The following is a 25,557-nucleotide window of genomic DNA, read 5'->3' on the forward strand; positions in this document are numbered from 1 at the left end:
GGCGGCCCGGCTGGGCAGGCTCAATCGCGGCCCAACCAGGAGACGCCGCGATGCCGCTTACCGAGTACCAGCCTGGCCAAGCCTTTCCCGGCGTGATCGGCCGGACCTTCGACGTATCCAAGCCGGCGTGGCCGGCGCCGAACCGGGCCAAGGCCGGGGCGCCGAATGTGCTGTTCATCGTGCTGGACGACACCGGCTTCGGCCACCTGGGCTGCTACGGCAGCCCGATCAAGACGCCGAACCTCGACGCCCTGGCGGCCGACGGCCTGCGCTACACCAACATGCACACCACGGCGCTCTGCTCGCCGTCGCGCTCCTGCATGGTCACAGGCCGCAACCATCACTCCAACGCGATGTCCTGCATCACCGAGGGGTCGACGGGGTATCCAGGCGGCAACGGCTACATGCCGTTCGAGAACGGCATGCTCTCGGAAATCCTGCAGCAGCAGGGCTACAACACCTACGCGATCGGCAAGTGGCACCTGACGCCGTCCGAGGCGACGTCGGCGGCCGGACCCTATGACCGCTGGCCGCTGGGGCGCGGCTTCGAGCGCTACTACGGGTTCCTGGGGGGCGATACGCACCAGTATTACCCGGAGTTGGTGCGCGACAACTCGCAGACCGAGCCGGAGAAGACCCCGGAAGAAGGCTACCACCTGACGCCGGACCTGGTGGAGAAGGCCAAGGCGATGATCGCCGACGCCAAGCAGGTGGCGCCGGAGAAGCCGTTCTTCATGTACTTCTGCACCGGCGCCCAGCACGCGCCGCACCACGTCCCCCAGGAATGGGCCGACAAGTACAAGGGCCAGTTCGACGACGGCTGGGACGCCTATCGCGAGAAGGTGTTCGCGCGGCAGAAGGAGCTAGGGGTCATCCCCAAGAACACCACCCTGTCGCGGCATGATCCCGACGTGCAGGACTGGGGCAAGCTGCCGGCCGACGAGCGCCGGCTGTACGCCCGGATGATGGAGGTGTTCGCCGGCTTCCTGGAGCACACCGACCACTACATCGGCGAGCTGATCGCCTTCCTGAAGGAGCTGGGCGAGTACGAGAACACCCTGATCATGGTGATCTCCGACAACGGCGCCAGCGCCGAGGGCGGGCCGCACGGCTCGGTCAACGAGAACAAGTTCTTCAACAACGTCCCTGACGACCTGAAGCAGAACCTCGCCGCCATCGACGACATCGGCGGGCCGAAGTACTTCAACCACTATCCGTGGGGTTGGACCCATGCCGGCAACACCCCGTTCCGGCGCTGGAAGCGCGAGACCTACCGCGGCGGCGTGTCGGATCCGTTCATGGTCTGCTGGCCGAAGGGCATCAAGGCGAAGGGCGAGATCCGCACCCAGTTCGCCCACGCCATCGACATGGTGCCGACGGTGCTGGACGCGCTCGGCGTCGAGCCGCCGACCCAGATCCGCGGCGTCACCCAATCGCCGATCCAGGGCTTCAGTCTGAAGTCATCGTTCGACAACGCCAAGGCCGAGGCGCTGCACGTCACCCAGTACTTCGAGATGTTCGGCCATCGGTCGCTCTATCACGACGGCTGGCGGGCGGTTTGCCCGTGGCCGGGCACGTCCTTCGTCGAATCCGGCAAGGAGTTCGGCGCGCCGATCGACTACGACAAGCTCACCGACCTCGATGCGCACGGTTGGGAGCTCTACAACCTCAAGGACGACTGCGCCGAGACCGCCAACCTCGCCGACAAGGAGCGCGACCGGCTGATCGCGATGATCGGCATGTGGTACGTCGAGGCCGGCAAGTACGACGTCCTGCCGATCGACAGCCGCGGCACCCTGCGTCTCGGCGAGCCGCGGCCGCAGATCGCTGAGGACCGCAAGAGCTACGTCTACTACCCCGGCACCCAGGTCGTGCCGACCAATGCGGCGCCGCGGCTGCTCAACGTGCCGCATTCGATCTCCGTCCACGCCACTGCGCCGAAGGGCGCGGAGGGCTGCCTGTTCTCGATGGGCGGCAACGACGGCGGCTTCGCCCTCTACGTCCAGGGCGGCAAGCTGACCTACGGTTACAACTACGTCGCCGAGCAGCACTTCAAGGTGCAGTCCGACAGCGCGATCCCGGACGGCGACCACATCTTCAGCTTCGAGTTCACCCCGACCGGCAAGCCGGACGTCGCCAAGGGCAAGGGCGTGCCGGCGAACATCAAGCTGCTCGTCGACGGCAAGCCGGTCGGCGCCGGCGACCTGCCGGTCACAATCCCGCTGTCGCTGGGGCTCTCCGCCGGCGTCTGCGTCGGATCGGACTCCGGCTCGCCGGTGATGACCGACTACATGCCGCCGTTCGCCTTCACCGGAACGGTCAAAAAGGTGCTGGTCGACGTCACCGGCCAGCGGCTGGAGGACAAGGAAGAGGCCATGAAGGCCTATCTCAAGACCGCCATGGCCCGGCAGTAGGGATCCGCTTTCCATGTCATCCCGGAGGCCGCGTCAGCGGCTGTCCGGGATCCAAGAACACCGTGGCGGCCGGCCTCGCGCCAAGCCTCTGAGCGCCGTGTTCCTGGGTCCCGGTCTCCGCTTCGCGAACCCGGGATGACAGCGGAGAGGCTCAGAACGGCAGGTTGTAGAGCTCGACGGCGTTGCGCTCGAGCACCCGCTTGCGGGTCTCGTAGTCGTAGTCGCCGAGGGTCTCGACCAGCTTGTCCTGCACCCCGGGGTAAAGCGACGTCGGGTGCGGGAAGTCGGTTTCGAACATCACCCGGTCGACGCCGATTTCCTCGAGCATGTGCTTCGGCGCGTAGGACTCGAACCAGTAGCTGACCCAGAACTGGCGGAAGTACTCCTTCGGCCGGCGCTGCAGGCCGCGGTTCTGCCGCGTGCGGAACTCGTCGAGCTGATGCTCCATCGCCTCGAGCACGAACGGCACCCAGCCGGAGCCGCTTTCGATCAGGCCGATCTTCAGCGTCGGATACTTGTCCAAGAGACCGGACACCATGAAGTTGGCCATGGTGGCGCAGGTGCCGATGTGGTGCAGCATGGCGTGGATCGGCAGCCGCTGGTCGAAGCCGAGGTTGTCCCAGATCGCCGAGTCCGCATCGAGCGCGGCGTTGAGGTGGTAGTTCAACGGCGTGCCGGTCGAGCTGCAGATCTCGAAGAACTCTTCCCAGAACGGCGAAACCTGGCCGTCGGGGCCGATGTAGCCGGACACCCCGAGGCGCTCCGGACGGTCCGGCATGATCACGCCGCGGACGCCGAGGTCGATGATCCGCCGGGTCTCGGCGTTCAGCAGGTCCTTGTCCCAGTAGGGCAGGGTCGCCAGGCAGTTGATGCGGTCGCCGGACTCCCGCATGCGGTCGGCGCAGGCGTCGTTGTACATCCGGATGATGGTCATCGCGTACTCGGGATCGCCGAGCGCGAGCAGCGAGCCGGCCTGGGTGACGCCGGAGTTCTGGAAGCAGATCTGCGCCCAGACGCCCATCGCGTCCATTTCCGCTAAGCGCGGCTTCACCAGATAGGCGCCGGGATTGATCTCGTCGTAGGTCTGGTAGGCGAGGCGGCCGAGCAGCTTGTTGTGATCCTTGCCGATCACGTTGCCGCCGAGCGAGCCGAAGTTCTTGTCGCCGATGAACCAATAGTCGATGCCGTTGACCCGTTTGACGTACGGCATCCGGTCCTTCATCCCCGCCGGCGCGTTGGCGGCGAACAGGTCCGGCGGCTCGGTGAAATGGGTGTCGCAGTCGACGATCTTGATGCCTTCGAACAGCGGGTGGACGCCCTTCGAGTGCGCCGCGTAGTCGACCTGGCGGACATAGCCGCCGGGGGCCCAGCCCTCCTCGAGCCAGTAGCGGCGGGCGTCGTCCGCCCCTGCTTTCAGGACCGAGCTGGTCCTTGCGTCGTCGTCCGGCATGACGGCCTCCATGGATCGAGACCAGCCGCGAGCATGCCCGGGCAATCTACCACGCGCCGCCCGGCTTTTTTAGCGGCTGGCTAGACGCTGCCGGATGAACTCCACCTCCTCGGCGAACATCTCGTGGTCTTCCGGCGCGGCGCCCAGGAAGCCCGCGTGCCCCATGGCTTCCCAGATCTGCAGGTCGGCGACGATCCCGGCGCGCCGCAGGGCACGGTGCATCAACACCGTGTTGGACAGGAACAGGTCCCGCGTGCCGGAGGTCAGCAGGGTCGGTGGGAAGCCCTTGTTGAAATCGCCGTACAGCGGCGACAGGTACGGGTCCGTCAGGTCGTGCCCGTCGGCGTAGAGCGCGATGGAGTTGGTCAGGCGGCCGAGCACCGGGTCGACCCCGTTGTTGGTCTCGAAGCTGTCGCCGGATTCGGTGAGGTCGGCCTCGGGCGAGCGCAGCACGCAAGCCCCCGGCATCGGCAGCCCCAGGTCGCGCGCCTTGAGCAGGCAGGAGGCCGCAAGGCCGCCGCCAGCCGAGGCGCCATAGACCGCGATGTGCTCGGGCGCATAGCGGTCGAGCAGGACGCGGTAGGCCTCCACGGCGTCGTCGAGCCCGGCCGGAAACGGCGACTGCGGCGGCATCCGGTAGTCGACCGAGAAGGTCCGCAGCTTCGCCAGGCCGGCGATTCCGGCCGCCGCGTAGGCCGCGGCGATCCCGCCGCCCATCGTGAACCCGCCGCCGTGGACGTAGAGCACCGCGCGGCGCTCGTCCCCGGGCCTCAGCTCCTTCGGCGTCACCACATGCAGGGTGGCCGCCGACAGCGGTTGCGCCGCGAAGGTGAAAGCCTCCCGCTGCGCGGCGAACCGGGCTTCGATCATCTCGGTCAGCATGGCGTTGCGCTCTTCGACGCGCTGCGCCCAGGCCGCCTTGTCGCGCGGGTCGGGCTCTTCAGCGTGACCGTAAGGGCTGCCCTGCGCCAGCACCGCCTGGGCCTGCGGACTGATCGTCGTCGGCACGGGGAGGGTGCGAGCCGGCACGAACATCCGCGCGTCGCTGTAGGCCATCGCTTCCTCCCGCGTCGCAACGGTCCGGTGTCGTCAAGGATCAGCGCCCGGACTTCCGTGCTCGCCGCGGAAGGTCATCACGGCGCGATGGATCAGGCAAACCGAAAGCGGGGCCGCGTCAGCGCTGCGCCTGCCGCAGCGCCTTGCCGCCAGGGGCGCCGACCAGCGCGCCCTGGTCGAACACGAAGGCCGGCAGGGCGGCGAAGCTGAGCGCGGTGGAGACCGAGGCGCACTGGCCGGTCTTCGGGTCGCGGTCGCCGTCGGCCAGCAGCCGCAGGGTCTTGCGCACCGAGGCGCATTCCAGGCCGGCGGTGCTCGCCACGCCCGGGCCGCCGACCCGCTTGGTGCCCATCGCATTGTCGATCGGCCGGTAGCCGCCGGCCTCGCCCTTCAGCCCGCCCTCGGGCGTCAGCTTCGCGCGGATGCGCGCATGGCGCAGCATGAACTCGCCGCCGCTGGCGCCGACCCAGTTCATCGGCAGGGTGACGTTCGCCGGCTCGGTGATCAGCACGCCGTTCTCGATGCGGCCGCGGGTGACGGTGCGATACTTGTCGCCGGGCGTGATGCCGACGCTGCCGCCGTCGACGATCTTCTGGGTCGCGTCGACCGGCGGGCGGTCGGCGGAGGCGGCGATCACCACCTCGACTTGCGGGTCGTTGTCCCAGCTGTCGACGCTGCGCACGACCACGGCCACCGCGTTCTGGTCATGCCAGTGGAGTTCGCCGCGGAAGTCGCCCGGCGAGCCGTTGACGCCGCGCCATAGCGTGTTGCAGGCGATCGCCCGGTAATACTGGTTGTCGACGCCCTGCGCGCCGGAGGTGCCGACGAAGCTGTCATGGCCGCAGGTGCCGGGCGCCGGCTGGTCCGCGCTGGCCGCGCCGTCCAGGTCCATACCCGGGGCGATCTTGCTCTGGGTCGGCTTCTGCAGGATCCGCTCGGGGGTGTCGAACGCTTCGGGGTTGCTGCAGATGTCCTTGCCGCCGGGACCGAACACATAGTCGGTCTTGTACTTGTGCTCGAGCTCCTCGGCGTTCTCCGGCTTCTGCAGGCGCGCCCGCTCGACCGGCGTCTGGCTCTCGAGGAAGGCCTCGCGGGTGCTCGGCGAGCGGCCGTTCGGGCAGTCGAGCTTGTCGTCGCCGAGATAGAACAGCAGGCTCATGTCGCTCAGCACGAAGCCGTAGTCCGGATTGGCCTGCGGCTGACCGGCGCCGGTCGACAGCGCCAGCAGGGCCAGGCCGCCCGCAACGGCCCCATAGCGGTAGAGCCTCGCCAGCCGCGCCATACGCTTCCTCCGTTCCAGCTTCGGTCTCCGGAGCAGCGGAGACTCGTTGCTCCGCATTGGAGTTAGAATTGTTCGAATGTCAAAGCGTTTGCGTAGCGGACGGAGCTCGTCGACCTGCCGCGCCGATATCGCTCCGGCGGCGCGAAGTCCCCGAAATGAGACGAACTCGTGTCTGGACTTGGACCCCGCCCGTCCCCAGATACTTCAGCATAAAAATCAGGGAGGAAGCTCGATGAGCGTGACCATCGAACCGATCAAGCCGTTGGTCGGCGGCCGCGTCCTGGTGGACCAGAAGCATCTGCTGGACGACGAAGTGGTGGAAGCCGTGCGCACGGCGCTGGAAGAGCGCGGCGTGCTGGTGTTCCCGAAGATCAACGTCAGCGACGAGTTGCAGCTCGCCTTCACCGACCGCCTCGGCGAGCGGGTCAATTTCACCCGCCGGGTCCCGGGCTCGGACGTGTCCGCGCAGGACGTCTACAAGGTCACGCTCGACAAGAAGATCAACAAGGAGCCGGACTATGTGCTCGGCACCTTCTTCTGGCACGTCGACGGCGTGACCATGGACATGCCGCTGCCGAAGGCGACGGTGCTGTCGGCGCGCCACCTGTCCGACACCGGCGGTTCGACCGAGTTCGCCAACCTGATCGCAGCCTATGAGCGGCTGTCCGATGCGGAGAAGGCGGAGCTCGAAGGCCTGCGGGTGATCCACACGCTCGAGGCCTCAGTCCGCCCGGTCTACGGCCATCCGTCGCAGGAGCGCCTCGACCGCTGGCGCAGCATGGTCGAGCCAATGGAGCATCCGCTGGTCTGGACCCACGCGGACGGGCGCAAGTCGCTGCTGATTGGCACCCACGCCGACGGGATCGTCGGCCTGGGCGGCGCGCACGGCCGGGCGCTGTTGTGTCGGCTGCAGCAGTGGGCGGCGCAGCCTGAGTTCGTCTACCGCCACGAGTGGCAAGTCGGCGACCTGGTGATCTGGAACAACGAAAGCCTGATGCACCGAGTGGTGCCCTACACCGACACCCATCGGGTCATGCACCGCACCAGCATCGGCGGCCACGAGAAGCCGGGCCACATCGCCGACCCCGCCGCGGTGGCGAAGCTGCTCGAACCGGCCTGACGCCCCCGCTGGTCCGCCCTCGGCCTGCCTTCAGGCCGGAGCGGGCTGGAAGGACACCTGGCTGACGCGGGCGTCGCTGCGCAGGCAGGCCTGGGTCATGTGCGCCGTCGCCGCGCGCCACTGCGCGGTGGTGAACGGCGTGCGCAGGTCGAACACCACGACCACCAGGATCGTGCGCGGCCCCAACTGCAGCGTCAGCATGTCCCGGACGATGAGCGCCTCGGGGGCGGCGGCGTCGACCGCCGCGCGGATCCGCTGCTCGGCGCTGGGGGCCGCGGCCTCGCCGGCGATCAGGCTGCGGGTCTTGTTGGCGAGGAAGAAAGCCACCGCGATCAGCAGCAGGCCGATGGCGATCGACGCCGCCCCGTCGGCCCAGGGCAGGCCCAGCAGGCTGGTCCCGGCGACGCCGAGACACCGCCCCGCCGGCGAGGAAGATCATCAGTGCGACGACGAACGACCAGAAGTAGGTCTCCATCCCGTAGCCGAACGGATGCGAGGCGTCGGGCGGCTGCGCCGCGCGCCGCTGGCCGATCAGCAGCAGCAGCTGATCGCCGGTGTCGACCAGCGAGTGGATCGCCTCGGTGAGCATGGCGGTCGAACGGGTCAGCCCGTACGCCGCGAATTTGGTGAGGCTGATCGCGAGGTTGCCGCCCAGGGCGACCAGCACCACGCGCGTCGAGCCTTGAACTCGCGCCATGTCCCAGGCGGATCGCGCCCGGCGGCGTCCGGTTCCCCGCGTCTAGGCTTGCGGCGGCCTCAGCCTTCGGTGCGCAGCGCGGCGGCCAGTTGGCGCGCCGACAGCCGCTCGAGGTCGAGCACCGCGGCGCAGACCCGCTCGGCGCGGGCGGCGCTGAGGGTCAGCGTCGCCGAGCCCATGAACTTCTTCATCACCTGGTCGGCGGTCATCGCCCGCTCGCCGGCGCCGCTGTTGATGCGGACGTGGCGCTTCAGCACGCGGCCGTCGCTCAAGCTCACTTCGACGCCGCCGGAGAAGTAGGTCGGGAACGCGCTGTCCGGGTCGGCCTCGCACTTCACCTTGGCGGTCAGCGCCAGGATCGCCGGGTCGGCGAAGGCCTCGGGCTGCAGGTCGGCCATGCCGAACGCGCCCTTCAGCAGGCAGGTGGCTATGACGAACTGGGCGCTGAACTTGCCCTCGTAGTCGGTGGTCGGCCGCTCCTTCTGCTCGGCCGGCTCGGCGACGATGTGCAGGGTCGGTTGCGGCAGCAGGGCGCGCACCGCGACGATCTCCGCCCCGGCGATCTCGCCGTGCAGCTCGATCGCCGCATCGGCGCCGCCGTGGATGAAGTGGCAGACGGGGTAGGGCTTCAGCGCCGTCTCGCCGAACCGCCACAGCTCGCCGAGGCCGTCGGTCAGCGCTGCGGTCTTCACCTCGCCCGCGTGGTGCTGCAGGTGGGTCTCGAACAGGCCGAAGCGGCCTTCGTAGGGGCGCGACGGGCCCTTGAAGCCGTGCTGTGCCAGCCGCGCGGCGGTGATCCCGGCCACCGCCCCCCAGCCCGGGTGGAAGCGCTTGGTCCAGGCGCCTTCCTCGAGGAACACCTGGATGCCGGAGGCGGTGCTGCCGGCGACGCCCTGGGCGGCGACGATCTGGTCTTCGCTCAGGCCCAGCAGCCGGCCGGCGGTGATCGCCGAGGCGAAATGGCTGACCACCCCGGTGGCGTGGAAGCCCACGTGGTGCAGGCCGCCGTCGACCGCCGCGCCGATGCGGATGCCGGCCTCGGCCCCGACCAGGAAGGCGGCCAGCAGGTCCTCGCCGCTGGCGTCGAGCTGTTCGCCGAGCGCCAGGGCGGCGGGCAGGGCGGTGGTGGTCGGATGGATGATGCTGGCTAGGTGGGTGTCGTCGAAGTCGAGCCCGTGCACCAGGATGCCGTTCAGCATGGCCGCGTCGCGCACCTCGAACCGCCGCTCGAGGCCGAGCACGGAGCAGTCGCCGCGGGCCCCGATGGCCTCGACCCCGGCGATGGCGCGGCGGGCGTAGTCGTGGGCGTGCGAGGCGAAGCCGAGGCCGATGGCGTCGAGGATGTGCAGCCGGGCACGCTCGCGCACCGCCGCCGGCACGTCGGCGAGACGGAAGGTCGCCGCCAGCCGGGCCAGGCTGCGGCTGGGGGGAACGGTGTCCTGATCGATTGCGCTCATGCCGATGTCCTCCCTGACGCGGAACCCGCCGCAGCCTTAAGCCCGCGTCGGTGATAGTCAACTGTTGACACTTGGCGGGCGGCTGCGAATGATGCGCCCTACCTCGCGGGGCGAGACGGGAGCCGGTTCCTTGGTCGAAGCGTATCAGTTGTTCATCGACGGCGCCTGGCGTCCAAGCTCGACCGGCGAGACCCTGCCGGCGATCAACCCGTTCAACCAGGAAGTCTGGGCGACCATCCCCTCGGCCGGCGAGGCCGACGTCGAGGCGGCCGTCGCCGCCGCGCGCCGGGCCTACGAGACCAGCTGGCGGCAGACCACCGGGCTGCAGCGCGCCACCCTGCTCAACCGGCTGGCCGACCTGATCGAGGCCGAGGCCCCGCGCCTGGGCCTCTTGGAGACCACCGACAACGGCAAGGTGATCCGCGAGACCGGCCCGCAGATGGTCTATGCGGCGCGGGTTTTCCGCTACTTCGCCGGCTACGCCGACAAGCTTTACGGCAGCGTCATTCCGCTGGACCAGCGCGGCATGATGGATCTGGCGCTGCGCGAGCCCTACGGCGTGATCGCCGCGATCACCGCCTGGAACTCGCCGATCGCGCTGATGTCCAACAAGGTCCCGGCCGCGCTCGCCGCCGGCAACTGCGTGGTGATCAAGCCGTCCGAGCACGCCTCGGTCACGACGCTGGAGTTCTGCAAGCTGGTGGAGAAGGCCGGCTTCCCGCCCGGCGTGATCAACGTGGTCACCGGCGACGCCCGGGTCGGCAAGGCGCTGGTCGGCTCGCCGGGCGTCGACAAGGTGAGCTTCACCGGCAGTCCGCAGGTCGGCCGCGAGATCGCCGCCCAGGCCGGCCGCAACCTTAGGCCCGTGACCCTGGAGCTCGGCGGCAAGTCGCCGAACATCGTCTTCGCCGACGCCGACATCGACCGCGCCGTGGTCGGCGCGCTGGCCGGCATCTTCGGCGCCACCGGCCAGACCTGCGTCGCCGGCTCGCGCCTGCTGGTGCAGCGGCCGGTCTACGACCAGATGGTCGAGCGGCTGGCGGAGCGGGCGAAGCAGATCGTGCTCGGCGATCCGCGCGACGCGGCGACCGAGATGGGCACCGCGGCGAACGAACCGCAGTTCAAGCGCATCCTCGACTTCATCGAGAGCGCCAAGACCGAAGGCGCGCGGTTGGTCGCCGGCGGCGGCGCGGCGCGCGAGGGCGCGCTGGCCAACGGCTTCTTCGTCCAGCCGACGATCTTCGCCGACGTGCGCAACGACATGCGGGTGGCCCAGGAGGAGATCTTCGGCCCGGTGCTGTCGATCATCCCGTTCGACGACGAGGCCGAGGCGGTCGCGCTCGGCAACGCCTCGACCTACGGCCTGGCGGCCGGCGTCTGGACCCGCGACATCACCCGGGCCATGCGGATGATCCATGCGATGCGGACCGGCGTGGTGTGGGTCAACACCTACCGGGTCGTCGCCGCCCAGGCGCCGTTCGGCGGGGTCAAGGACTCCGGCTTCGGCCGCGAGCGCGGCGAGCACGGGCTGATGGAGTTCACCACGACCAAGAACGTGATGATCGACTTCTCCGACGAGGCCCGCGACCCGTTCGCCATCAAGACATGAGCCGCCGGACAGCCGCCGACGCCCTCTCAATCCCGGAGCCGCGATGACCTACCTGGTCGCTCAGAATCTCGCCACCGAGCCCGCCGGCCTGCGCCTGCGCCGGTTGCTCGAAGGTCCCGGCATTGTGCAGATGCCGGGCGCCTACAACGGCCTGTCGGGGCTGCAGGCCAAGGCCGCCGGGTTCGCGGCGCTCTACCTGTCGGGCGCGGCGATGTCGGCGTCGATGGGGCTGCCCGACCTCGGCATCCTGACGATCGACGAGGTCTGCTTCCACATCCGCCAGATCGCCCGGGCGACCCAGCTGCCGATCCTGGTCGACGGCGACACCGGCTTCGGCGAGGCGCTGAACGTCATGCACATGGTGCGCGCCTTCGAGGAGGCCGGCGCGGCGATGGTGCAGATCGAGGACCAGTTGCTGCCGAAGAAGTGCGGCCACCTGAACGACAAGAAGCTGGCCTCGGCGCAGGACATGGCCGCCAAGGTCGCCGCCGCCGCCCGGGCCCGCAGCCATTTGATGATCGTCGCCCGCACCGACGCAGCCGAGAGCGAAGGCCTGGAGGGCGCGATCGCCCGGGCCAAGCTCTACGTCGAGGCCGGCGCCGACGCGATCTTCCCCGAGGCGCTCGGCGGGCCCGAGGCCTTCCGGCGGTTCCGCGAGGAGGTGAAGGTGCCGCTGCTCGCCAACATGACCGAGTTCGGCAAGACCCCGTTCATGACCGCCGCCGAGTTCGAGGCCATGGGCTACAAGATGGTGATCTGGCCGGTCAGCGCGCTGCGCGTCGCGGCCAAGGCGCACGAGGAGCTCTACGCCGCGATCCGCGACGAGGGCGGGGCGCAGAACCTTGTCCCACGGATGCAGACCCGCGCCGAGCTCTACGCGACCATCGGCTACCACGACTACGAGGCGCTCGACGCCTCGATCGTCCGCTCGATCGTTCCGGCCAAGGCGGCGCCGGAGGGCTAGAGGCAACCGGAATCGTCTGCTGTCGCTGATCTGAACAACAAGCGCTGCCGTGTTGGTGGAAACTTCGGCCCGCGTCCACGTAGACTGTCTTGGCGCAGAAACCTAAGATCGGCGCGACGGCAAGCTGAGAGAAGAGGTTGTTATGACGCGCATCGTATCGCTTCCCGTGGACCAGTGGGACCAGGAGCTGCGCGAACTCGCGCAGGCCGACCAGCTGCCGCCGATCCAACAGACCATGCTCGGCGTCTACGCCAACGCGCCGGAGCTGGCGAAGGCCTTCCTGACCTTCACCGGGAAGATGTCCGAGGGCTTCACCCTGCGCCGCCGGCTGCTGGAGCTGGTCCGCCTGCGGATCGCCTTCCACAACCAGTGCCGCAGCTGCATGGCCGTGCGCTACGAGTCGGCGGTGGCCGACGGGCTGACCGAGGACCTGGTCTGCTCGCTGGAGAAGCCGATGGAGGCGCCCGACCTGACCGACGCCGAGAAGGCCGCGATCCGCTACGCCGAGCTGTCGGCCACCAACCACCTGGCGATCACCGACGAGGTCATCGAGACCTTGCGCAAACACTACTCCGAGCAGCAGATCGTCGAGCTCTGCATGTACGTCGCCTACTGCGTCGGCTTCGGCCGGATGGCCGCGACCTACCGGATCCTCGAGGAACTGCCGGAAAGCTTCCAGGACACCACGGCGAAGATCGTCCCGTGGGGCGCGACCCACGGCGACCGGATGGTCATCCACGCCTGAACTGGAGGGGGGCGGTCAGGCGCGAAAGGTGGACTCCCTTAGCGCCTAGCTCGGTACAAGTGACGCTGAGCATCGTTGATCGATCGCCTTGCGGGTGCGAGGCCGTCTTTTCGCGGGCCACCTGGATCCGGTCGCCATTGGAAAAACGCAACGGGAGATTTCGCGACGCGTTGGCGATCAAAGGACGACACCATGGTGGCGATTCAATGGGACGATTGGGGGGCGATCGTGCGCGTCAGATTGTCGAGGGCCTAACCGACGGCTTCCTCAGTCTCGATGCCGATTGGCGGATCACCGACTGCAACAATGTCATCGCGGGTATCCTAAACCGTAGGCGCGAGGACCTGCCGGGACAGAAGCTCTGCGACGTATTCGCCGCTGGGATGGACAGCCCGTTGGGCGCGTTGGTCCGGCGGGTGGCGGAGACCCAGGCTGCTGCGCAGGCCGAAGTTTCCTACCCGCAGCACGGCAAGGAACGGCTGCTCCACCTCCAGGTTTTTCCCCTGGACGGCGGGGTAGGCGCGGTGTGGCGCGACATTACCGAGACCCGCGCCGCCGAGATGCAGCTAGCCGAGAGTGAGGCCAGGCACCGCGAACTGGCCGATGGCACCCCGGCGGCGGCCTGGTTGACCCGGCCCGACGGCGAGTTGGAGTTCATCAACCCGGCTATGGCCGAGTCCCTGGGACGATCGCGCGAGGCGCTGCTCGCCGACGGCTGGCTGAGGGCCATCGACCCGAATGACAGACCGTCCCTGCTCAAGGCGAGGGCGGAGGCGTGGGCGAGCCACAGCGCCTTCAATTACGAGGGGCGGTTCCGGCACGCGGACGGAACCTTGCGAATATTAGAGCTCTACGGACGGCCGCGTTTCGACAAATCCGGAGCGTTCCGCGGCTATGTCGGCATGGCCACCGACGTGACCGACAGGCGTGAAGCCGAGCGGCGACAGAAGCTTCTCATCGACGAACTGAACCATCGCGTGAAGAACACTCTCGCGACAGTGCAATCGATGATCCGTCAGACCTTGCGTACGGGTGGCGGGACGAAGGAGATGGAGCACCTGCTGACGGAACGGCTGCAGGCGCTCTCGGCGGCGCACGATGTGCTGAGCCGCGAGAACTGGGATGGCGCGGACCTCGCCGACATCGCCAATGCGTCCGTTAAGCCGCTCGCCGAAGCCGGACAAATGACGATCGAGGGCCCGGGGGTGCGGGTTGCGCCCAACGTCGCCATTGCGTTGTCCATGGCGCTGCGTGAGTTGGCGGCCAACGCGCTCAAGCACGGGGCCCTGTCAACGCCCACGGGGCTGGTCAAGTTGAGCTGGACAACGACCGGCAGGACCGTCGCCTTGGAATGGCGCGAGAGCAAGGGACCAGCGGTGACGGCGCCCGATCAAGAGGGCTTCGGCTCGAGGCTCCTGCGGCGGGGGCTGGCTGGGGAACTCGGGCAAGCGGCGGAGCTGATCTATGCGCCAGATGGGTTGGTCTGCAGGATGCGTGCGCCATTGGCTGATTGTTAAGCGAGGGAGGGTGAGCAGATCATGGCGATGGCTGATCTCGAACGACTGGTGGCGATCGAGGACATCAAGCAACTGAAGTCGCGGCGCGACCGCGCCGTGGACCAGAAGGACTGGGCGACGCTGGAGGCGCTGCATGCGCCGGATCACCAGTCGCATGTCGAGGGCTTCGAGCCCTGGCTCTCGGCGGCGGAGATGATTGCGAACGTCCGCGCCAGCCTCGAGGGCGTGACCAGCGTCCATCAGTGCCACACGCCGGACATCACCTTCGAGTCGCCGACCCGCGCCCGGGGGATCTGGGCGATGGAAGACAATCTGTTCTGGAGCCAGGACAGCGAGCCGCATTGGTTGCGGGGCTGGGGCTTCTACGAAGAGGTCTACGAAAAGCGCGACGGCCGTTGGGTCTATGTCTGGCGCCGGCTGACGCGGCTGAAGGTCAACACCTCGGCCGGAGCCGACCTCGCGAAGCGTTCGAAGTGACCCGGGCCCAGGCGGGCCGCACACCAAAACCAGGGACCAACGGGAGGAGCCATGACGAAACTCTCAGGGCGTCGCGTGCTGATCACCGGGGCCAGCGGACTGGTCGCGTTTTCGGTCGCGGTCGAGGCCGCCAAGTCCAACGAGGTCTATGCGGTGGCGCGGTTCTCCGACCCGGAGCAGAAGCGTCTGCTCGACGCGGCCGGGGTGCGAACTATCGCCTTCGACATGGCCGATCCCGACCTGTCGGCGCTGCCGAAGGCGGTGGACGTGGTGATCAACTACGGGGTGCTGCCGCCGAGCCACAAGGACGCCTACGAGGTCAACGCCGGCGCCGCCGGGCGGCTGGCGTCGCGCTACCGCGACTGCGAAGCCTTCGTCCATGGCAGTACGGGCTCGCTGTACGCGTACCAAGGCGAGCGGCCGCTGACCGAGGATGATCCGTACGGCCTGCACAGTTCGGCCGAGAACTATGCGGCCAGCAAGATCGCCGCGGAGTTCCTGCTGAAGCACCTCAGCGTCGAGTACAACATGCCGACGGTGCTGGTGCGGATCTTCTCCTTCTATGGGCCGCGCGGCGGTGGCGTCACCCAGCGGATCGACCAGGTGGCCCGCGGGCTGCCGGTCAGCGTCTATCCCGGCGTGCGCAACCTCCACACGCCGCTCTACGAAGACGACTACGTCGAGAAGACGCTCGCCGCCGCCAGCATCGCCAAGGCGCCGGCCGAGATCATCAATGTCGGCGGCACCGAAGCCGTCACCACCCAGGAATACTGCGAGATGGCCGGCGAGCTGCTCGGCAATCCGCCGATCTTCGTTGAGAACAGCAAGGCGTGGCCGATCTGGGCCGATACAACCAAGATGGTCCGGCTGCTGGGACCGAATAAGGTCTCGGTGCGCGAGGGCGTCCGGCGCCTGGTCGAGGCCGGGCAGGGCATCCGGGTCAGCCAGCACCACGTGATCGGCGAGCCCTCGGACTAGCTCGGGGCGCGCCAGACTCAAAGGGAGGCTGCATGATCACCTTCGTCGCCCATTGCCCGGTGAAGCCGGGCTGCGAAGACGCGTTCGAGGCGGCCATGGCGGAGATGGCGGCGAATGTCCGCGCCCACGAGCCGGGCGCGGTCTTCTACGAGTTCTCCCGCAGCGTCGACGATCCGAGCACCTATCTGGTGATCGAGGCCTACGCCGACGAAGAGGCGTTCAAGGCGCACTGGCGCACCGACTACATCCGGCCGTCGATCGCCAAGACCAGTCCGCTGATGAACGGAGCGCCCCACGTCCGCCAGTACGTCAGCCCGGGCGTCGCGCCGGCGGCGCCGCCGATCCGCGACTGAAGGGAGGAGCGCATGCCGCTGCACAGGATCGATCACATCACGCTGAACTCCAGCGATCTGGCGAAGACCTGCGCCTTCTACGCCGAGGCGCTCGGCTTCGAGGTCGAGCGCAAAGAGGCTCTTGGCTACAGGGGCGCCTGGCTGTTCCTCGGCGGACACCCTTACGTGCACGTGATGGCGCGCGCGCCGGAGCAGCCGCCCGAGACCTGCGGCCTGGTCGACCACTTTGCGCTGGAGGCGACCGGCCTCGCCGAGACCCGCGCGCGGCTGGTGCGCGCCGGCGTAACCTTCCGCGAAAACCCGCTGCCGGAGATGGAGTTGCACCAGATCATCGTCCGCGACCCCGACGGGGTGAAGGTGGAGCTGAACTTCCGCGGCGCCGGCCGTTCAGGCCGCTGACGCCAATTGGCGAGCCGGTCCTCGGGTTTCACCCGATGGATCGACTGAGGGGCGCGGGGGAACCATCGGCGCGTGCAGACCTCGCGGGGTCTGTCGACAGGCGCCGAGGTGGTCAGCATGAAACCCGCAGCTGCAGTGATCCTGAAGGATGATCCCAGTTGGCAGGTCGGCCGGTACGGGCCGATCTGGCCGAAGACGCCGGCCTGCTACGGCTTCACCCTGATCGCCAAGGTCAAGCCCGGGACGGCGGAGACCATCCGCGGCTACGGCCTGAAGCTGGCGACCGCCCTGGAGTCGAACCCCTACCTGCTGGCGCCGCTCAAGCTGCACTATCTGCGCTGGGTGCTGTTCGATGACGACACCCGCTTCATGTATCAGGGGATCTTCGACACCGATTTCGACAAGTACACCGAAGACGCCATCGAACTCTTCAAGTCGGCGGGCGTCGATACGGTGTTCGAGAACCTGGAAGGCTTCCCCGAGGACTGGAAGACCAATCCGGAGGCCTTCATCAAGTTCGTGCGGGCTCATCAATGCCCGAGCTTCATCGAATACGGGGAATACCCGTTCGTCTCCAGCGACGAGATCAAGAAGGCGCTCGCCATGAAGGACGCCTTCTCCGCGATGCTGGAGCAGATGCAGTAGGGCCTTCACCTCCTAAGGCCGTTGCGAAGCTTCGGTCCAGGCGGGCGCGAGCCGGGAGGACGACGTGAGCGAACTCGCCCGAACCTACAATCAGACCCACGCCCCGCGCCCCTACGCCAAGGGGAAGCGGCGGCTCAGCGTCTACATCGCCTGGTCCTACCCCGGCGAGGCCAACCGCAACGTCGCCGAGATGGACAACCGGTTCTCCACCCTGACCGAGGTGCGCCGGGCGCTGTGGCCGGCCTACGAGGTCCCGCGGTTCGCCGACCCGCTGCACTTCCAGCAGGGGATTTCCGGATCGCTGGAGCTGTTCTTCTGGGCCTGGGTGCAGTTCCAGACCCTGGTGCAGGAGGTGACCGGCCATCCGGCGCCGATGTTCCAGCGGGTCGACCAGGCGGGCTTCAGCCTGCCGCTGGACGAGCGGGTGCTGGCCGACGTCGACACCCTGCTGGTGTTCAGCCTCGACCACGACGTCACCGGCCAGCAGGCCTCGGCGGCGGAGATCGAGGCGGTCCGCGCCTTCTTGCGGCGGGAAGGGACCTGTCTGGTGATCGGCCCGCACCACGACGTCGGCGGGACCGCGAGCTTCGACCAGCGGGCGATCGAATACGCCCACCACGGCGACCCGCTGGTGCCGCGCCAGCAACGCTTCGGCCTTTACGGCCGCTCGCTGCTGGAGGGCCTCGGCCTGCCGGTCGAGAATCGCTACGGCCTGCGGCCGGCCACCCTGCCGGGGACGCAGAAGATCGCCCCGCTCAGCGTGATGCGCGACCTCGACACCAAGGGCTGGCTGACGGGGGTCGAGAACTTCAACTTCCACATGCACCTGCCGCACTACGCGGTCACCCGCGACGACGGGACGGCGCAGGTGCTGGCGATGCAGCCGATCGACCTGACGCGGCCGCATCCGTTCACCGAGGCCGGCGCCACGGAGTTCAACGCCCTGGTCTGGGCCCCGCCGCGCGGCGACCGGGCCGGCGACGTGCTGGTGGCCGACTCCACCATCTTCAGCACCCTGTTCGGCGGCGACCAGAGCCTCGAACGGTTCTGGAAGAACCTGGCCACAGCCACCTGAGGCGCGAAGGTCATGACCCTGGACCCACGGCCGCTCGAGCTTGAGGACATCCAGAGCGGCGTCCTGCGGCCGCGCCCTTCGCCATATGCCGCGACCTATGTGGTGCTGCGGATCGACGACGCCCGGGCCGGCCGCGAGCTGCTTCGCCGGCTGAGCACGGTCGTCACCTCGTCGGCCGCACCCGAACGGCCCGGCCGCGACACCTTCGTCAGCGTCGCCCTGAGCTACGCCGGCCTCAAGGCGCTGGGCGTGCCGCAGGCCTCGCTCGACAGCTTCGTCTGGGAGTTCCGGCAGGGCATGGCGGCCCGCGCGGAGGCCCTGGACGACACCGGCGAGAGCGCCCCGGCGCACTGGGAGCCGCCGTTCGGCACCTCGGACGTGCACGTCGTGCTGGTCGGCGTGGCACCGGACGAGGCGCGGCTCGAAGCCGCCTTCGCGCGCGGGCGCCAGGCCTTCGCCGACCTCCCCGGGGTGGCGCCGATCTGGCGGCAGGACTGCCGCGCCCCGCCCGACCACAAGGAGCCGTTCGGCTTCCGCGACGGCATCAGCCATCCCGCCATCGAGGGCAGCGGCATCCCCGGCAGCAACCCCGCCGATCCGCCGCTGAAGGCCGGCGAACTGGTGCTCGGCTACGTCGACGAGATGGGCGGGATCTCGCCGGCACCGCAGCCGGACATCCTCGGACGCAACGGGACCTATGTGGTGTTCCGCAAGCTGCACCAGAAGGTCGCCGAGTTCCGCCGCTACCTGCGCAGCAACGCCGCGGGCGCCGAGGACGAGGAACTGCTGGCGGCGAAGATGATGGGCCGCTGGCGCAGCGGCGCGCCGCTCGCGCTCTGTCCGCTGCACGACGATCCGGCGCTCGGCGCGGACGACGCGCGCAACAACGCCTACCTCTACAAGGCCGACGACGCGATCGGCTACAAGACCCCGCCCGGCTCGCATTGCCGGCGCGCCAACCCCCGCGACGCCGCGGTCGCCGGCGTCGTGCGGCTGCATCGGATGATCCGCCGCGGCACGGCCTACGGCCCGCTGCTGCCCGACGGGGTGCTGGACGACGACGGCGCCGATCGCGGGCTGATGTTCGCCTTCGTCGGCGCGCACCTGAAGCGGCAGTTCGAGTTCGTCCAGTTGGAGTGGATCAACGGCGGCGAATTCCTCGGCCTGGGCGACGCCAAGGATCCGGTGGCCGGGCCGGCGACGGGCGACGGCTCCTACACCATACCGCGCCGACCGATCCCGCGGCGTCTCCACGGCCTGTCGCGGTTCGTGGTCACGCGCGGCGGCGAGTACTGCTTCATGCCGGGGCTGCGCGCCCTGCGCTGGCTCTCAGAGCTGGAGGGCGAGCCATGAGCGCACCTGCTGGCGATGCGGCCGCCGTGCTGGTCGTCGGCGCCGGGCCGGCCGGGGTGATGGCCGCCTTGCGCGCGGCCCAGCTGGGCGCGCGGACGACGCTGATCACCAGCGGCGCCTTCGGCGGCATGGCGGCGAACGACGGGCCGGTGCCGGTCCGCACCCTGGCGCACGCCGCGCGGCTGCTGCGCGAGGCCCGGCAGCTCGGGCGCTACGGCGTGGCGGTCAGCGAAGCGGCGCTGGACTATCCGCGCCTGCTCGTCCGGGTTCGCGAGGTGGTCGGCGAGGTCGCCGCCGCCTCGACCCTGCGGCCGCAGATCGATGCGGCCGGCGTCGTGGTTCACGAGCGCGCCGGGGCGGTCCGCTTCGTCGGCCCCGACGCGGTCGTCACGGCGGCGGGCGACCGTTACCAGGCCGCGCGGATCATCCTCGCCACCGGCGGGGTCAGCCGCCGGCTGCCGATCCCCGGCTTCGAGCTGACCGCCACCCACAGCGACGCCTGGTCGCTGACCGCCGTGCCCGCCTCGATGCTGGTGGTGGGCGCCGGCGCCACCGGCGCCCAGGTCGCCTCGGTGTTCAACGCCTTCGGCACGAAGGTGCAGCTGTTCCAGGCCGGCGAGCGGATCTTGCCGACCGAGGAGCCGGAGGTCTCGGCCGCCGTCGCCGCGGCGTTCCGCGCCTCCGGGATCGAGGTGCACGAGGGCTTCGGCGCGATCGAGGCGTTCGAGAAGACCGCTGACGGCGTGCGCATGCTCTACGCCAAGGACGGCGTGCGGGGCGCCGCCGAGGCCGCGCTGGTCGTCTCGTGCGTCGGCTGGTCGGCCGACACCGCGGCGCTTGATCTGGCCGCGGCGGGGGTCGAGGTCGACGGCCGCGGCTTCGTGCGCGTCGACGCGCACCAACGCACGAGCGCGCCGCAGGTGTTCGCTGCCGGCGACGTCACCGGCGGCCTGATGCTGGTCGGCCCCGCGCTGCAGGCCGGCTTCGTCGCCGCGACCAACGCCGTCCGCGGGCCCGTCGAGACCATGGCGCCGGACATCTGCCCGGTCGGCAGCTTCACCGATCCGGAGTACGCCCAGGTCGGCCTCGGCGAAGCCCGGGCGCGCGAGCAGTACGATGCGGAAGTGGTGCGGGTCGAGGTCGGCGCCAGCACCCGGGCGGTCATCGACGGCCGCACCGTCGGCTTCTGCAAGCTGATCGTCGATCGCCCCACCCGGCGTATCCTGGGCTGCCATCTGGTCGGCGACCGCGCCGTCGACGTGGCGCAGATCGCGGCGGTGGCCATCGCCGGCGGACTGCGGGTCGACGACCTGGCCCGCATGCCGCTGTCGTTCCCGACCTATGGCGGCGTGCTCGGGCGCGCGGCGGCGACGGCGGCGCACCGCCTGAACCAGGGCGCCGCGGCGCCGCAGCTGTGGGCCGGCGAGCACTCGTGAGCGGGGGCGGATCGCCCCCGGCTGCTCTGACGCTTTTCTGCGCGATCCTGCTGGCGGTCGTCATGATCGCCACCGCGGCGCAGGCGCAGGATGACGGGCCGCGGGTCTATCAGCTGGCGCCGGAGGGGGCGAAGACCTTCACCACCTTCGCGGTCGTCAAGCGCGGCAACGAGACGCCGGAGAGCGGCGACGTCATCCTCGGATCGCAGATCGACACCAACATCCTGGTCTTCCGCTACGCCCAGACCGTCAGCCTCGGCGGACGTCAGCTGAACCCGTTCGTGATCCTGCCGGTGGGGAGCGTCCACAGCACCGTCCAGCAACCGGGCGCGGTGATCGAGAACCGCAGCTCGGGGCTCGGCGACGCGCAGCTCGGCGTCGTGCTCGGGCTGTTCGGCTCGCCGGCCCTGTCGCCGGAGGCCTACGCCGCCTTCCGGCCCGGGGTCAGCACCGGCCTGATGGGGCGGGTGTTCTTTCCGACCGGCGCCTATAGCGCCGCCAAGCCGGTGAACTTCGGCGCCAACCGCTATTCGTACCAGCTCGGCCTGCCGACGACCTTCCTGTTCGGGCAGTCCTATCTCGACCCGACGCTGACCGCGCTGGAGGTGCTGCCGACCATCACCTTCTACGACGGCAACAGAAGTCCCTATGGCGCAACCCGGGTCGCCAAGGCGCCGCAGTTCGCCGTGGAAAGCCATCTCACCCGCAACTTCGGCCGCGCGGTGTGGTTGTCAGCCGACATGCTCTATCGCCAGGGCGGCGAGACCACCACCGACGGCCGGGCGGACGACAACGCCACCGAAGGCTGGTCGGCGGGACTGACCGCCGCCTACCGGCTCGCGCCGAAGGCGACGGTGATCCTGACCTATGAGCACGTCATCGAACGCAACGACGACGGTCCCGACGGCTGGTTCTTCCGCACCGCGGTGGTGGTGCCGTTTCGCTGAGGCCCGCCCAGCAGGCTACCGCGCGTCCGCCAGCATCCGGCGCGCCGCGGCGACCACCGGCGCGACCTGGTCGTGGGGGTTGAGGTCGGCTTCGGCCAGCGAGCGGCGCGGAACCTCGACGCTGACGACGACGTCGTGCGGCACGAGCTTGAGGAAGTCGCCCAGCGGCAGCTCGCCGTCGCCGGGCGGCAGCCGCTCGTGCAGCGCCTCCTCCATATAGGTCGGAAAGGCGGGCTGCAGCGGCGCGTCGCAGAGCTGCACATAGCCGATCAGCTTGGGGTCGAGCGCGGCGACCTCGGCGACCGCGCCGCCCAGGCGGAAGAGGTGCATGGTGTCGATCAGCAGCCGGAAATTCTCGCGGCCGACGTGATCGACCAGGGCCTGCGCCGCGGCCAGATTGCGGATCGGGCCGGGGCCGATCTCGGTGACGACCTCGATCCCGCGCGCGGCGGCCAGCTCGGCGAAGGCGGCGAAGCCGTCGGCGCTGCGAGCGAAGTCCTTGTCCATGCTGACGACGTTGACCCGGCCGCCGCCCAGTTCGCGGACCAGGTCAAGGTCGGCGGCGTAGGCGCCGACGTCGATGTCACGGCCGACGCCGAAGCCCTCGCAGAGCGAGATGCTGACGTCGCGGTCCTGCATGGCCGCGCGCATCTCACGGCGCAGGCTGGCGTCGTCGCGCAACGACCAGTCCGGATAGTTGTGCGGGTTGTAGTAGCGCATCGGCGTCAGCGCGACGCCGATGAACCGGCAGTCGAGCTCGGCGGCGAGGCCGACGAACTCGACTGGCGGCATTCCGAAGACGCACAGACGTTCGATGCCGAGCGGCGTCATCTCGCTCCCCCTTGGGTCCGCGTCGCCGCGCACCCTGCGGGCGCGGCGTCTAGCGCTGGCTCTCCGGCATCCGGACGACCAGGCCGTCAAGGTTATCCGTCACCTTGATCTGGCAAGCCAGCCGGCTGTTCGGCACAACGTTCTCGGCGAACTCCAGGGTGGCGTCCTCGATCGGGTTGCGCTCGCCGGTGCGCGCCCGCCAGTCGGGTTCGACGAAGACGTGACAGGTGGCGCACGAGCAGCCGCCGCCGCAGTCGGCGTCGATGCCGGGGACGTTGTTCTTCTTCGCCCCCTCCATCACGCTCCAGCCGACGGGGACGTCGACGGCGTGCTCCACGCCGTCGAACGCGATGTAGGTAATCTTCGGCATCACCGGTTTCCGCGACTAGATCCGCTCGCCGGACACGTCCGACTTGCCGATCATCGGCAGCTTGGCGGTCCCTTCCATCCGGTCGCCGGTGATCTTCACCTCGAACGGGATCTTGGCCGGGATCGGCTTCTTCACCGCCATGCTCCAGGCCAGGGTGTCGCCGTCGATCGTGCCGTTGGTGATCGCCTCCGAGCCCATCGGGCTGTCGATGCGGCCGGTGAAGGTCGCACCGTTGCGAACGATCTGGGTGGTCAGCTCCTGCGGGCCCATCGGCGTCTTCAGGGTCATCTTCCAGACCTCAGCGCCCGGCAGGGCCTCGAAGCCGGCCGGCGCAGCCGCGGCCTTGGGTGCGGGAGCCGGCGCGGCCGCGCGGCGGGCCTTGGCCTTGGGCGTGAAGGCCGGCAGGGTCTCCCAGCCGCGCACCGTCGAGGTGGACGACAGGTGGGCGTTGTCGAGGTCGACGTCCCATTCCGGGAAGCGGTTGAGGATCTCGTCGAGCGCGATCCGGCCCTCGACGCGGGCCAGCGCGTTGCCGATGCAGGCGTGGAAGCCGTAGCCGAAGGTCATGTGCGGCAGGCGTTCGCGGTTGATGTCGAACGCGTTGGCGTTCGGGAACTTGCGCTCGTCGCGATTGGCGGCGGCCACCAGGATGCACAGCGCGCTGCCGGCGGGGACCTTCACGCCATGGAACTCGGTGTCCTTGGCGACGTAGCGGGCGACCGACGGACCCGGCGGCTCGTAGCGCAGGATCTCCTCGATGGTCTGCGGGATCAGCGCACGGTTCTCGTAGATCTGGCGGCGCTGGTCCGGGTGCTCGGCCAGCACCTTGCCGGTCCAGCCGATCAGCCGGTTGGTGGTCTCGTTGCCGGCGCCGGCGAAGATGGCGCAGATCGAGAGCACCTCCTCGCGGGTGAACTTGCGGATCGTGCCGTGCTCGTCCTTGAACTCGACGTTCAGCAGCTCGGTCATCAGGTCGTCCGACGGGTTCTTCATCCGCCAGTCGATGTAGTCCTCGAAGCCTTCGCCGATGGCCCCGCTTTGGGCGCTGTAGTCGATCGGCTTGCCGGCCTCGGTCTCGAGCCGGGCGTTGGCGTTGTGCTGCACCGTCTTGAGGTCCTGCTCCGGGATCCCGAGCAGCATGCCGATGACCCGCATCGGCATGTCCATGCCGAGGTCGTCGATGAAGTTGAACTCGCCGCCCTCGACCAGGGGATCGAGCGAGGCGGCGCAGAAGGCGCGGATCTGCGGCTCCAGCGCCGCCATCTTCTTCGGCGTGAACACCTTGGTCAGCGCGCTGCGGAAGCCGGTGTGCGTCGGCGGGTCGGTCATGATGAAGGCGCCGGGCGGGATCGGCATATTCGCCTTGATGAACTCAAGGATGTCGCCGCGGCCGGAGCTGAAGGTGTCGGCGTCGCCCAGGGCGCGCTGGACGTCCTCGTAGCGGCTCACCGCGTAGAAGTCGTATTCCGCATTGTAATAGATCGGCGCCTCTTCGCGCAGGCGCCGGAACACGGGATGCGGATTGGCGAAGTAGTTGGGATTGTAGGGATCCCAATGCACCGGGCCGTCAACGATCGCATTCATCCCCATCATCCTCCCTGGGTGGCCGCCGGCGGATTACGCTGCCCTGGCGGGCGCGGCCTGTGCAGCTGCTCAGTGAGACACTATGGATCATTCTTGTGCGGGTCAACCGGGAAGGCTGCCCGATGCCGACCGTAAGAATGATCCAGTCTGTATCGTAGTGTTTACGGGTCGGGCGAATTCCCGTACGAATTTCGAACGATGGGAATGAGACGACCGTGAACGCCGTCAGCCAAGAGCCGAAGCCCTCTCGGACCCAGGCGGCGCTGCGCGGCGCGCTGCTGGCGCTGCTGGAGGAGAAGCCGTTCGAGCAGGTGACGGTGCGCGACATCACCGCCCGGGCGAGCGTCGGCTACGCCACCTTCTTCCGCCGCTATCCCGACAAGGAGACCCTGCTCCACGACGTCGCCGCGCGCGAGATCGGCCAGCTGCTGGCGATGACGCTGCCGATCCTGTTCACCGTCGACAGCCGGGCCTCGACCCAGGCGCTGTGCGCCTACCTGTGGGAGCACCGCAAGCTGTGGGCGGCGCTTCTGACCGGCGGGGCTTCGGCGACGCTGAAGCAGGAGTTCGTCCGCCAGGCGCAGGGGCTGGCCGCGAAGAACCTGCATCATCACTCCTGGATGCCCGGCGACCTCGCGGTGGTCTTCTCCGTCTCGGCGACCGTGGACATCCTGGCCTGGTGGCTCAACCAGGCCGAACCGCCCTCGGTGGCGGAGATGGCCGAGATCCTCGACCGGCTGGTGGTGGTCCCCAGCCTGGCCAGCACCCCGACGCCCAGGTGACCTGAGCCGCCGGCTC

The 25,557-nt window shown here is 69.1% G+C and carries 24 protein-coding genes and 1 pseudogene; 16 read left to right on the forward strand and 9 right to left on the reverse strand.

Going from position 1 to position 25,557, the window contains the following annotated elements; all coding sequences use genetic code 11:
- The first annotated feature begins 50 nt into the window (after positions 1–50).
- Positions 51–2,414: an arylsulfatase gene (locus tag ACSQ14_RS22350; protein WP_436016653.1), complete on the forward strand. Its 2,364-nt coding sequence runs from the start codon at positions 51–53 to the stop codon at positions 2,412–2,414.
- 151 nt (positions 2,415–2,565) lie between these two features.
- On the opposite strand, the gene ACSQ14_RS22355 is transcribed toward ACSQ14_RS22350, so the two are convergent.
- From ACSQ14_RS22355 to ACSQ14_RS22365, 3 genes are all read right to left on the reverse strand, one after another.
- A complete protein-coding gene (locus ACSQ14_RS22355; protein WP_436016655.1) occupies positions 2,566–3,864 on the reverse strand; it encodes an amidohydrolase family protein in 1,299 nt (432 codons plus the stop codon).
- A 69-nt stretch (positions 3,865–3,933) separates the two neighbouring features.
- Positions 3,934–4,920, reverse strand: coding sequence for an alpha/beta hydrolase fold domain-containing protein (locus ACSQ14_RS22360; RefSeq protein ID WP_436016657.1), 987 nt, complete (start codon positions 4,918–4,920; stop codon positions 3,934–3,936).
- 118 nt (positions 4,921–5,038) lie between these two features.
- Entirely contained in the window at positions 5,039–6,202 is a 1,164-nt protein-coding gene (locus ACSQ14_RS22365) for a hypothetical protein (protein ID WP_436016659.1), read from the reverse strand.
- A 232-nt stretch (positions 6,203–6,434) separates the two neighbouring features.
- Here ACSQ14_RS22365 and ACSQ14_RS22370 point away from each other — a divergent pair, with 232 nt between their 5' ends.
- Positions 6,435–7,322, forward strand: coding sequence for a TauD/TfdA dioxygenase family protein (locus ACSQ14_RS22370; RefSeq protein ID WP_436016661.1), 888 nt, complete (start codon positions 6,435–6,437; stop codon positions 7,320–7,322).
- A gap of 30 nt (positions 7,323–7,352) precedes the next feature.
- Here ACSQ14_RS22370 and ACSQ14_RS22375 read toward each other — a convergent pair whose 3' ends face one another.
- The 3 genes and pseudogenes from ACSQ14_RS22375 to ACSQ14_RS22385 form a co-directional block, all read right to left on the reverse strand.
- A complete protein-coding gene (locus ACSQ14_RS22375; RefSeq protein WP_436017622.1) occupies positions 7,353–7,649 on the reverse strand; it encodes a hypothetical protein in 297 nt (98 codons plus the stop codon).
- Between the two features lie 148 nt (positions 7,650–7,797).
- Positions 7,798–8,019: pseudogene (locus tag ACSQ14_RS22380) on the reverse strand (cation diffusion facilitator family transporter); the annotation flags it as partial.
- 59 nt (positions 8,020–8,078) lie between these two features.
- A complete protein-coding gene (locus tag ACSQ14_RS22385; protein WP_436016663.1) occupies positions 8,079–9,476 on the reverse strand; it encodes an MmgE/PrpD family protein in 1,398 nt (465 codons plus the stop codon).
- Positions 9,477–9,606: 130 nt separating this feature from the next.
- On the opposite strand from ACSQ14_RS22385, the gene ACSQ14_RS22390 reads away from it, so the two are divergent.
- The 13 genes from ACSQ14_RS22390 (at position 9,607) to ACSQ14_RS22450 (ending at position 21,974) form a co-directional block, all read left to right on the forward strand.
- A complete protein-coding gene (locus ACSQ14_RS22390; protein WP_436016665.1) occupies positions 9,607–11,085 on the forward strand; it encodes an aldehyde dehydrogenase in 1,479 nt (492 codons plus the stop codon).
- Positions 11,086–11,128: 43 nt separating this feature from the next.
- Complete coding sequence (prpB, locus tag ACSQ14_RS22395) at positions 11,129–12,049, forward strand: methylisocitrate lyase (protein ID WP_436016667.1); 921 nt, start codon at positions 11,129–11,131, stop codon at positions 12,047–12,049.
- Between the two features lie 142 nt (positions 12,050–12,191).
- Positions 12,192–12,794, forward strand: a complete 603-nt coding sequence (locus tag ACSQ14_RS22400) for a carboxymuconolactone decarboxylase family protein (RefSeq protein ID WP_436016669.1) — start codon at positions 12,192–12,194, stop codon at positions 12,792–12,794.
- Between the two features lie 137 nt (positions 12,795–12,931).
- Entirely contained in the window at positions 12,932–14,311 is a 1,380-nt protein-coding gene (locus ACSQ14_RS22405) for an HWE histidine kinase domain-containing protein (RefSeq protein ID WP_436016671.1), read from the forward strand.
- 21 nt (positions 14,312–14,332) lie between these two features.
- A complete protein-coding gene (locus ACSQ14_RS22410; RefSeq protein WP_436016673.1) occupies positions 14,333–14,788 on the forward strand; it encodes a nuclear transport factor 2 family protein in 456 nt (151 codons plus the stop codon).
- Positions 14,789–14,839: 51 nt separating this feature from the next.
- Positions 14,840–15,766: an NAD-dependent epimerase/dehydratase family protein gene (locus tag ACSQ14_RS22415; protein ID WP_436016675.1), complete on the forward strand. Its 927-nt coding sequence runs from the start codon at positions 14,840–14,842 to the stop codon at positions 15,764–15,766.
- Between the two features lie 32 nt (positions 15,767–15,798).
- A complete protein-coding gene (locus ACSQ14_RS22420; RefSeq protein ID WP_436016677.1) occupies positions 15,799–16,119 on the forward strand; it encodes a putative quinol monooxygenase in 321 nt (106 codons plus the stop codon).
- Positions 16,120–16,131: 12 nt separating this feature from the next.
- The gene (locus ACSQ14_RS22425) at positions 16,132–16,518 is read left to right on the forward strand and encodes a VOC family protein (RefSeq protein WP_436016679.1); all 387 of its coding nucleotides are present in this window, start codon (positions 16,132–16,134) and stop codon (positions 16,516–16,518) included.
- Positions 16,519–16,635: 117 nt separating this feature from the next.
- A complete protein-coding gene (locus ACSQ14_RS22430; protein WP_436016681.1) occupies positions 16,636–17,163 on the forward strand; it encodes a hypothetical protein in 528 nt (175 codons plus the stop codon).
- A gap of 64 nt (positions 17,164–17,227) precedes the next feature.
- Positions 17,228–18,238, forward strand: a complete 1,011-nt coding sequence (locus tag ACSQ14_RS22435; RefSeq protein ID WP_436016683.1) for a hypothetical protein — start codon at positions 17,228–17,230, stop codon at positions 18,236–18,238.
- A 12-nt stretch (positions 18,239–18,250) separates the two neighbouring features.
- Positions 18,251–19,591, forward strand: coding sequence for a Dyp-type peroxidase (locus tag ACSQ14_RS22440; RefSeq protein WP_436016685.1), 1,341 nt, complete (start codon positions 18,251–18,253; stop codon positions 19,589–19,591).
- A complete protein-coding gene (locus ACSQ14_RS22445) occupies positions 19,588–21,027 on the forward strand; it encodes a dihydrolipoyl dehydrogenase family protein (RefSeq protein WP_436016687.1) in 1,440 nt (479 codons plus the stop codon). Before ACSQ14_RS22440 ends, ACSQ14_RS22445 begins: the two co-directional genes overlap by 4 nt.
- A gap of 62 nt (positions 21,028–21,089) precedes the next feature.
- Entirely contained in the window at positions 21,090–21,974 is an 885-nt protein-coding gene (locus ACSQ14_RS22450; RefSeq protein WP_436016689.1) for a transporter, read from the forward strand.
- Positions 21,975–21,989: 15 nt separating this feature from the next.
- Here ACSQ14_RS22450 and ACSQ14_RS22455 read toward each other — a convergent pair whose 3' ends face one another.
- From ACSQ14_RS22455 to ACSQ14_RS22465, 3 genes are read right to left on the reverse strand one after another with little or no spacing between them, the layout of a single operon-like run.
- Positions 21,990–22,805: a sugar phosphate isomerase/epimerase family protein gene (locus tag ACSQ14_RS22455; protein WP_436016691.1), complete on the reverse strand. Its 816-nt coding sequence runs from the start codon at positions 22,803–22,805 to the stop codon at positions 21,990–21,992.
- Between the two features lie 49 nt (positions 22,806–22,854).
- Positions 22,855–23,175, reverse strand: coding sequence for a 2Fe-2S iron-sulfur cluster-binding protein (locus ACSQ14_RS22460; RefSeq protein WP_436016693.1), 321 nt, complete (start codon positions 23,173–23,175; stop codon positions 22,855–22,857).
- 15 nt (positions 23,176–23,190) lie between these two features.
- Positions 23,191–24,759 carry a cytochrome P450 gene (locus tag ACSQ14_RS22465; RefSeq protein ID WP_436016695.1) on the reverse strand — a complete coding sequence of 523 codons (1,569 nt, stop codon included), beginning with the start codon at positions 24,757–24,759 and terminating at the stop codon, positions 23,191–23,193.
- Positions 24,760–24,974: 215 nt separating this feature from the next.
- Between ACSQ14_RS22465 and ACSQ14_RS22470 the strand changes: the two genes are divergently transcribed.
- The gene (locus tag ACSQ14_RS22470; protein ID WP_436016697.1) at positions 24,975–25,541 is read left to right on the forward strand and encodes a TetR/AcrR family transcriptional regulator; all 567 of its coding nucleotides are present in this window, start codon (positions 24,975–24,977) and stop codon (positions 25,539–25,541) included.
- Positions 25,542–25,557 lie beyond the last annotated feature (16 nt).

The organism is Phenylobacterium sp. LjRoot219 (assembly GCF_964252995.1).
Taxonomy (GTDB): Bacteria; Pseudomonadota; Alphaproteobacteria; order Caulobacterales; family Caulobacteraceae; genus Phenylobacterium.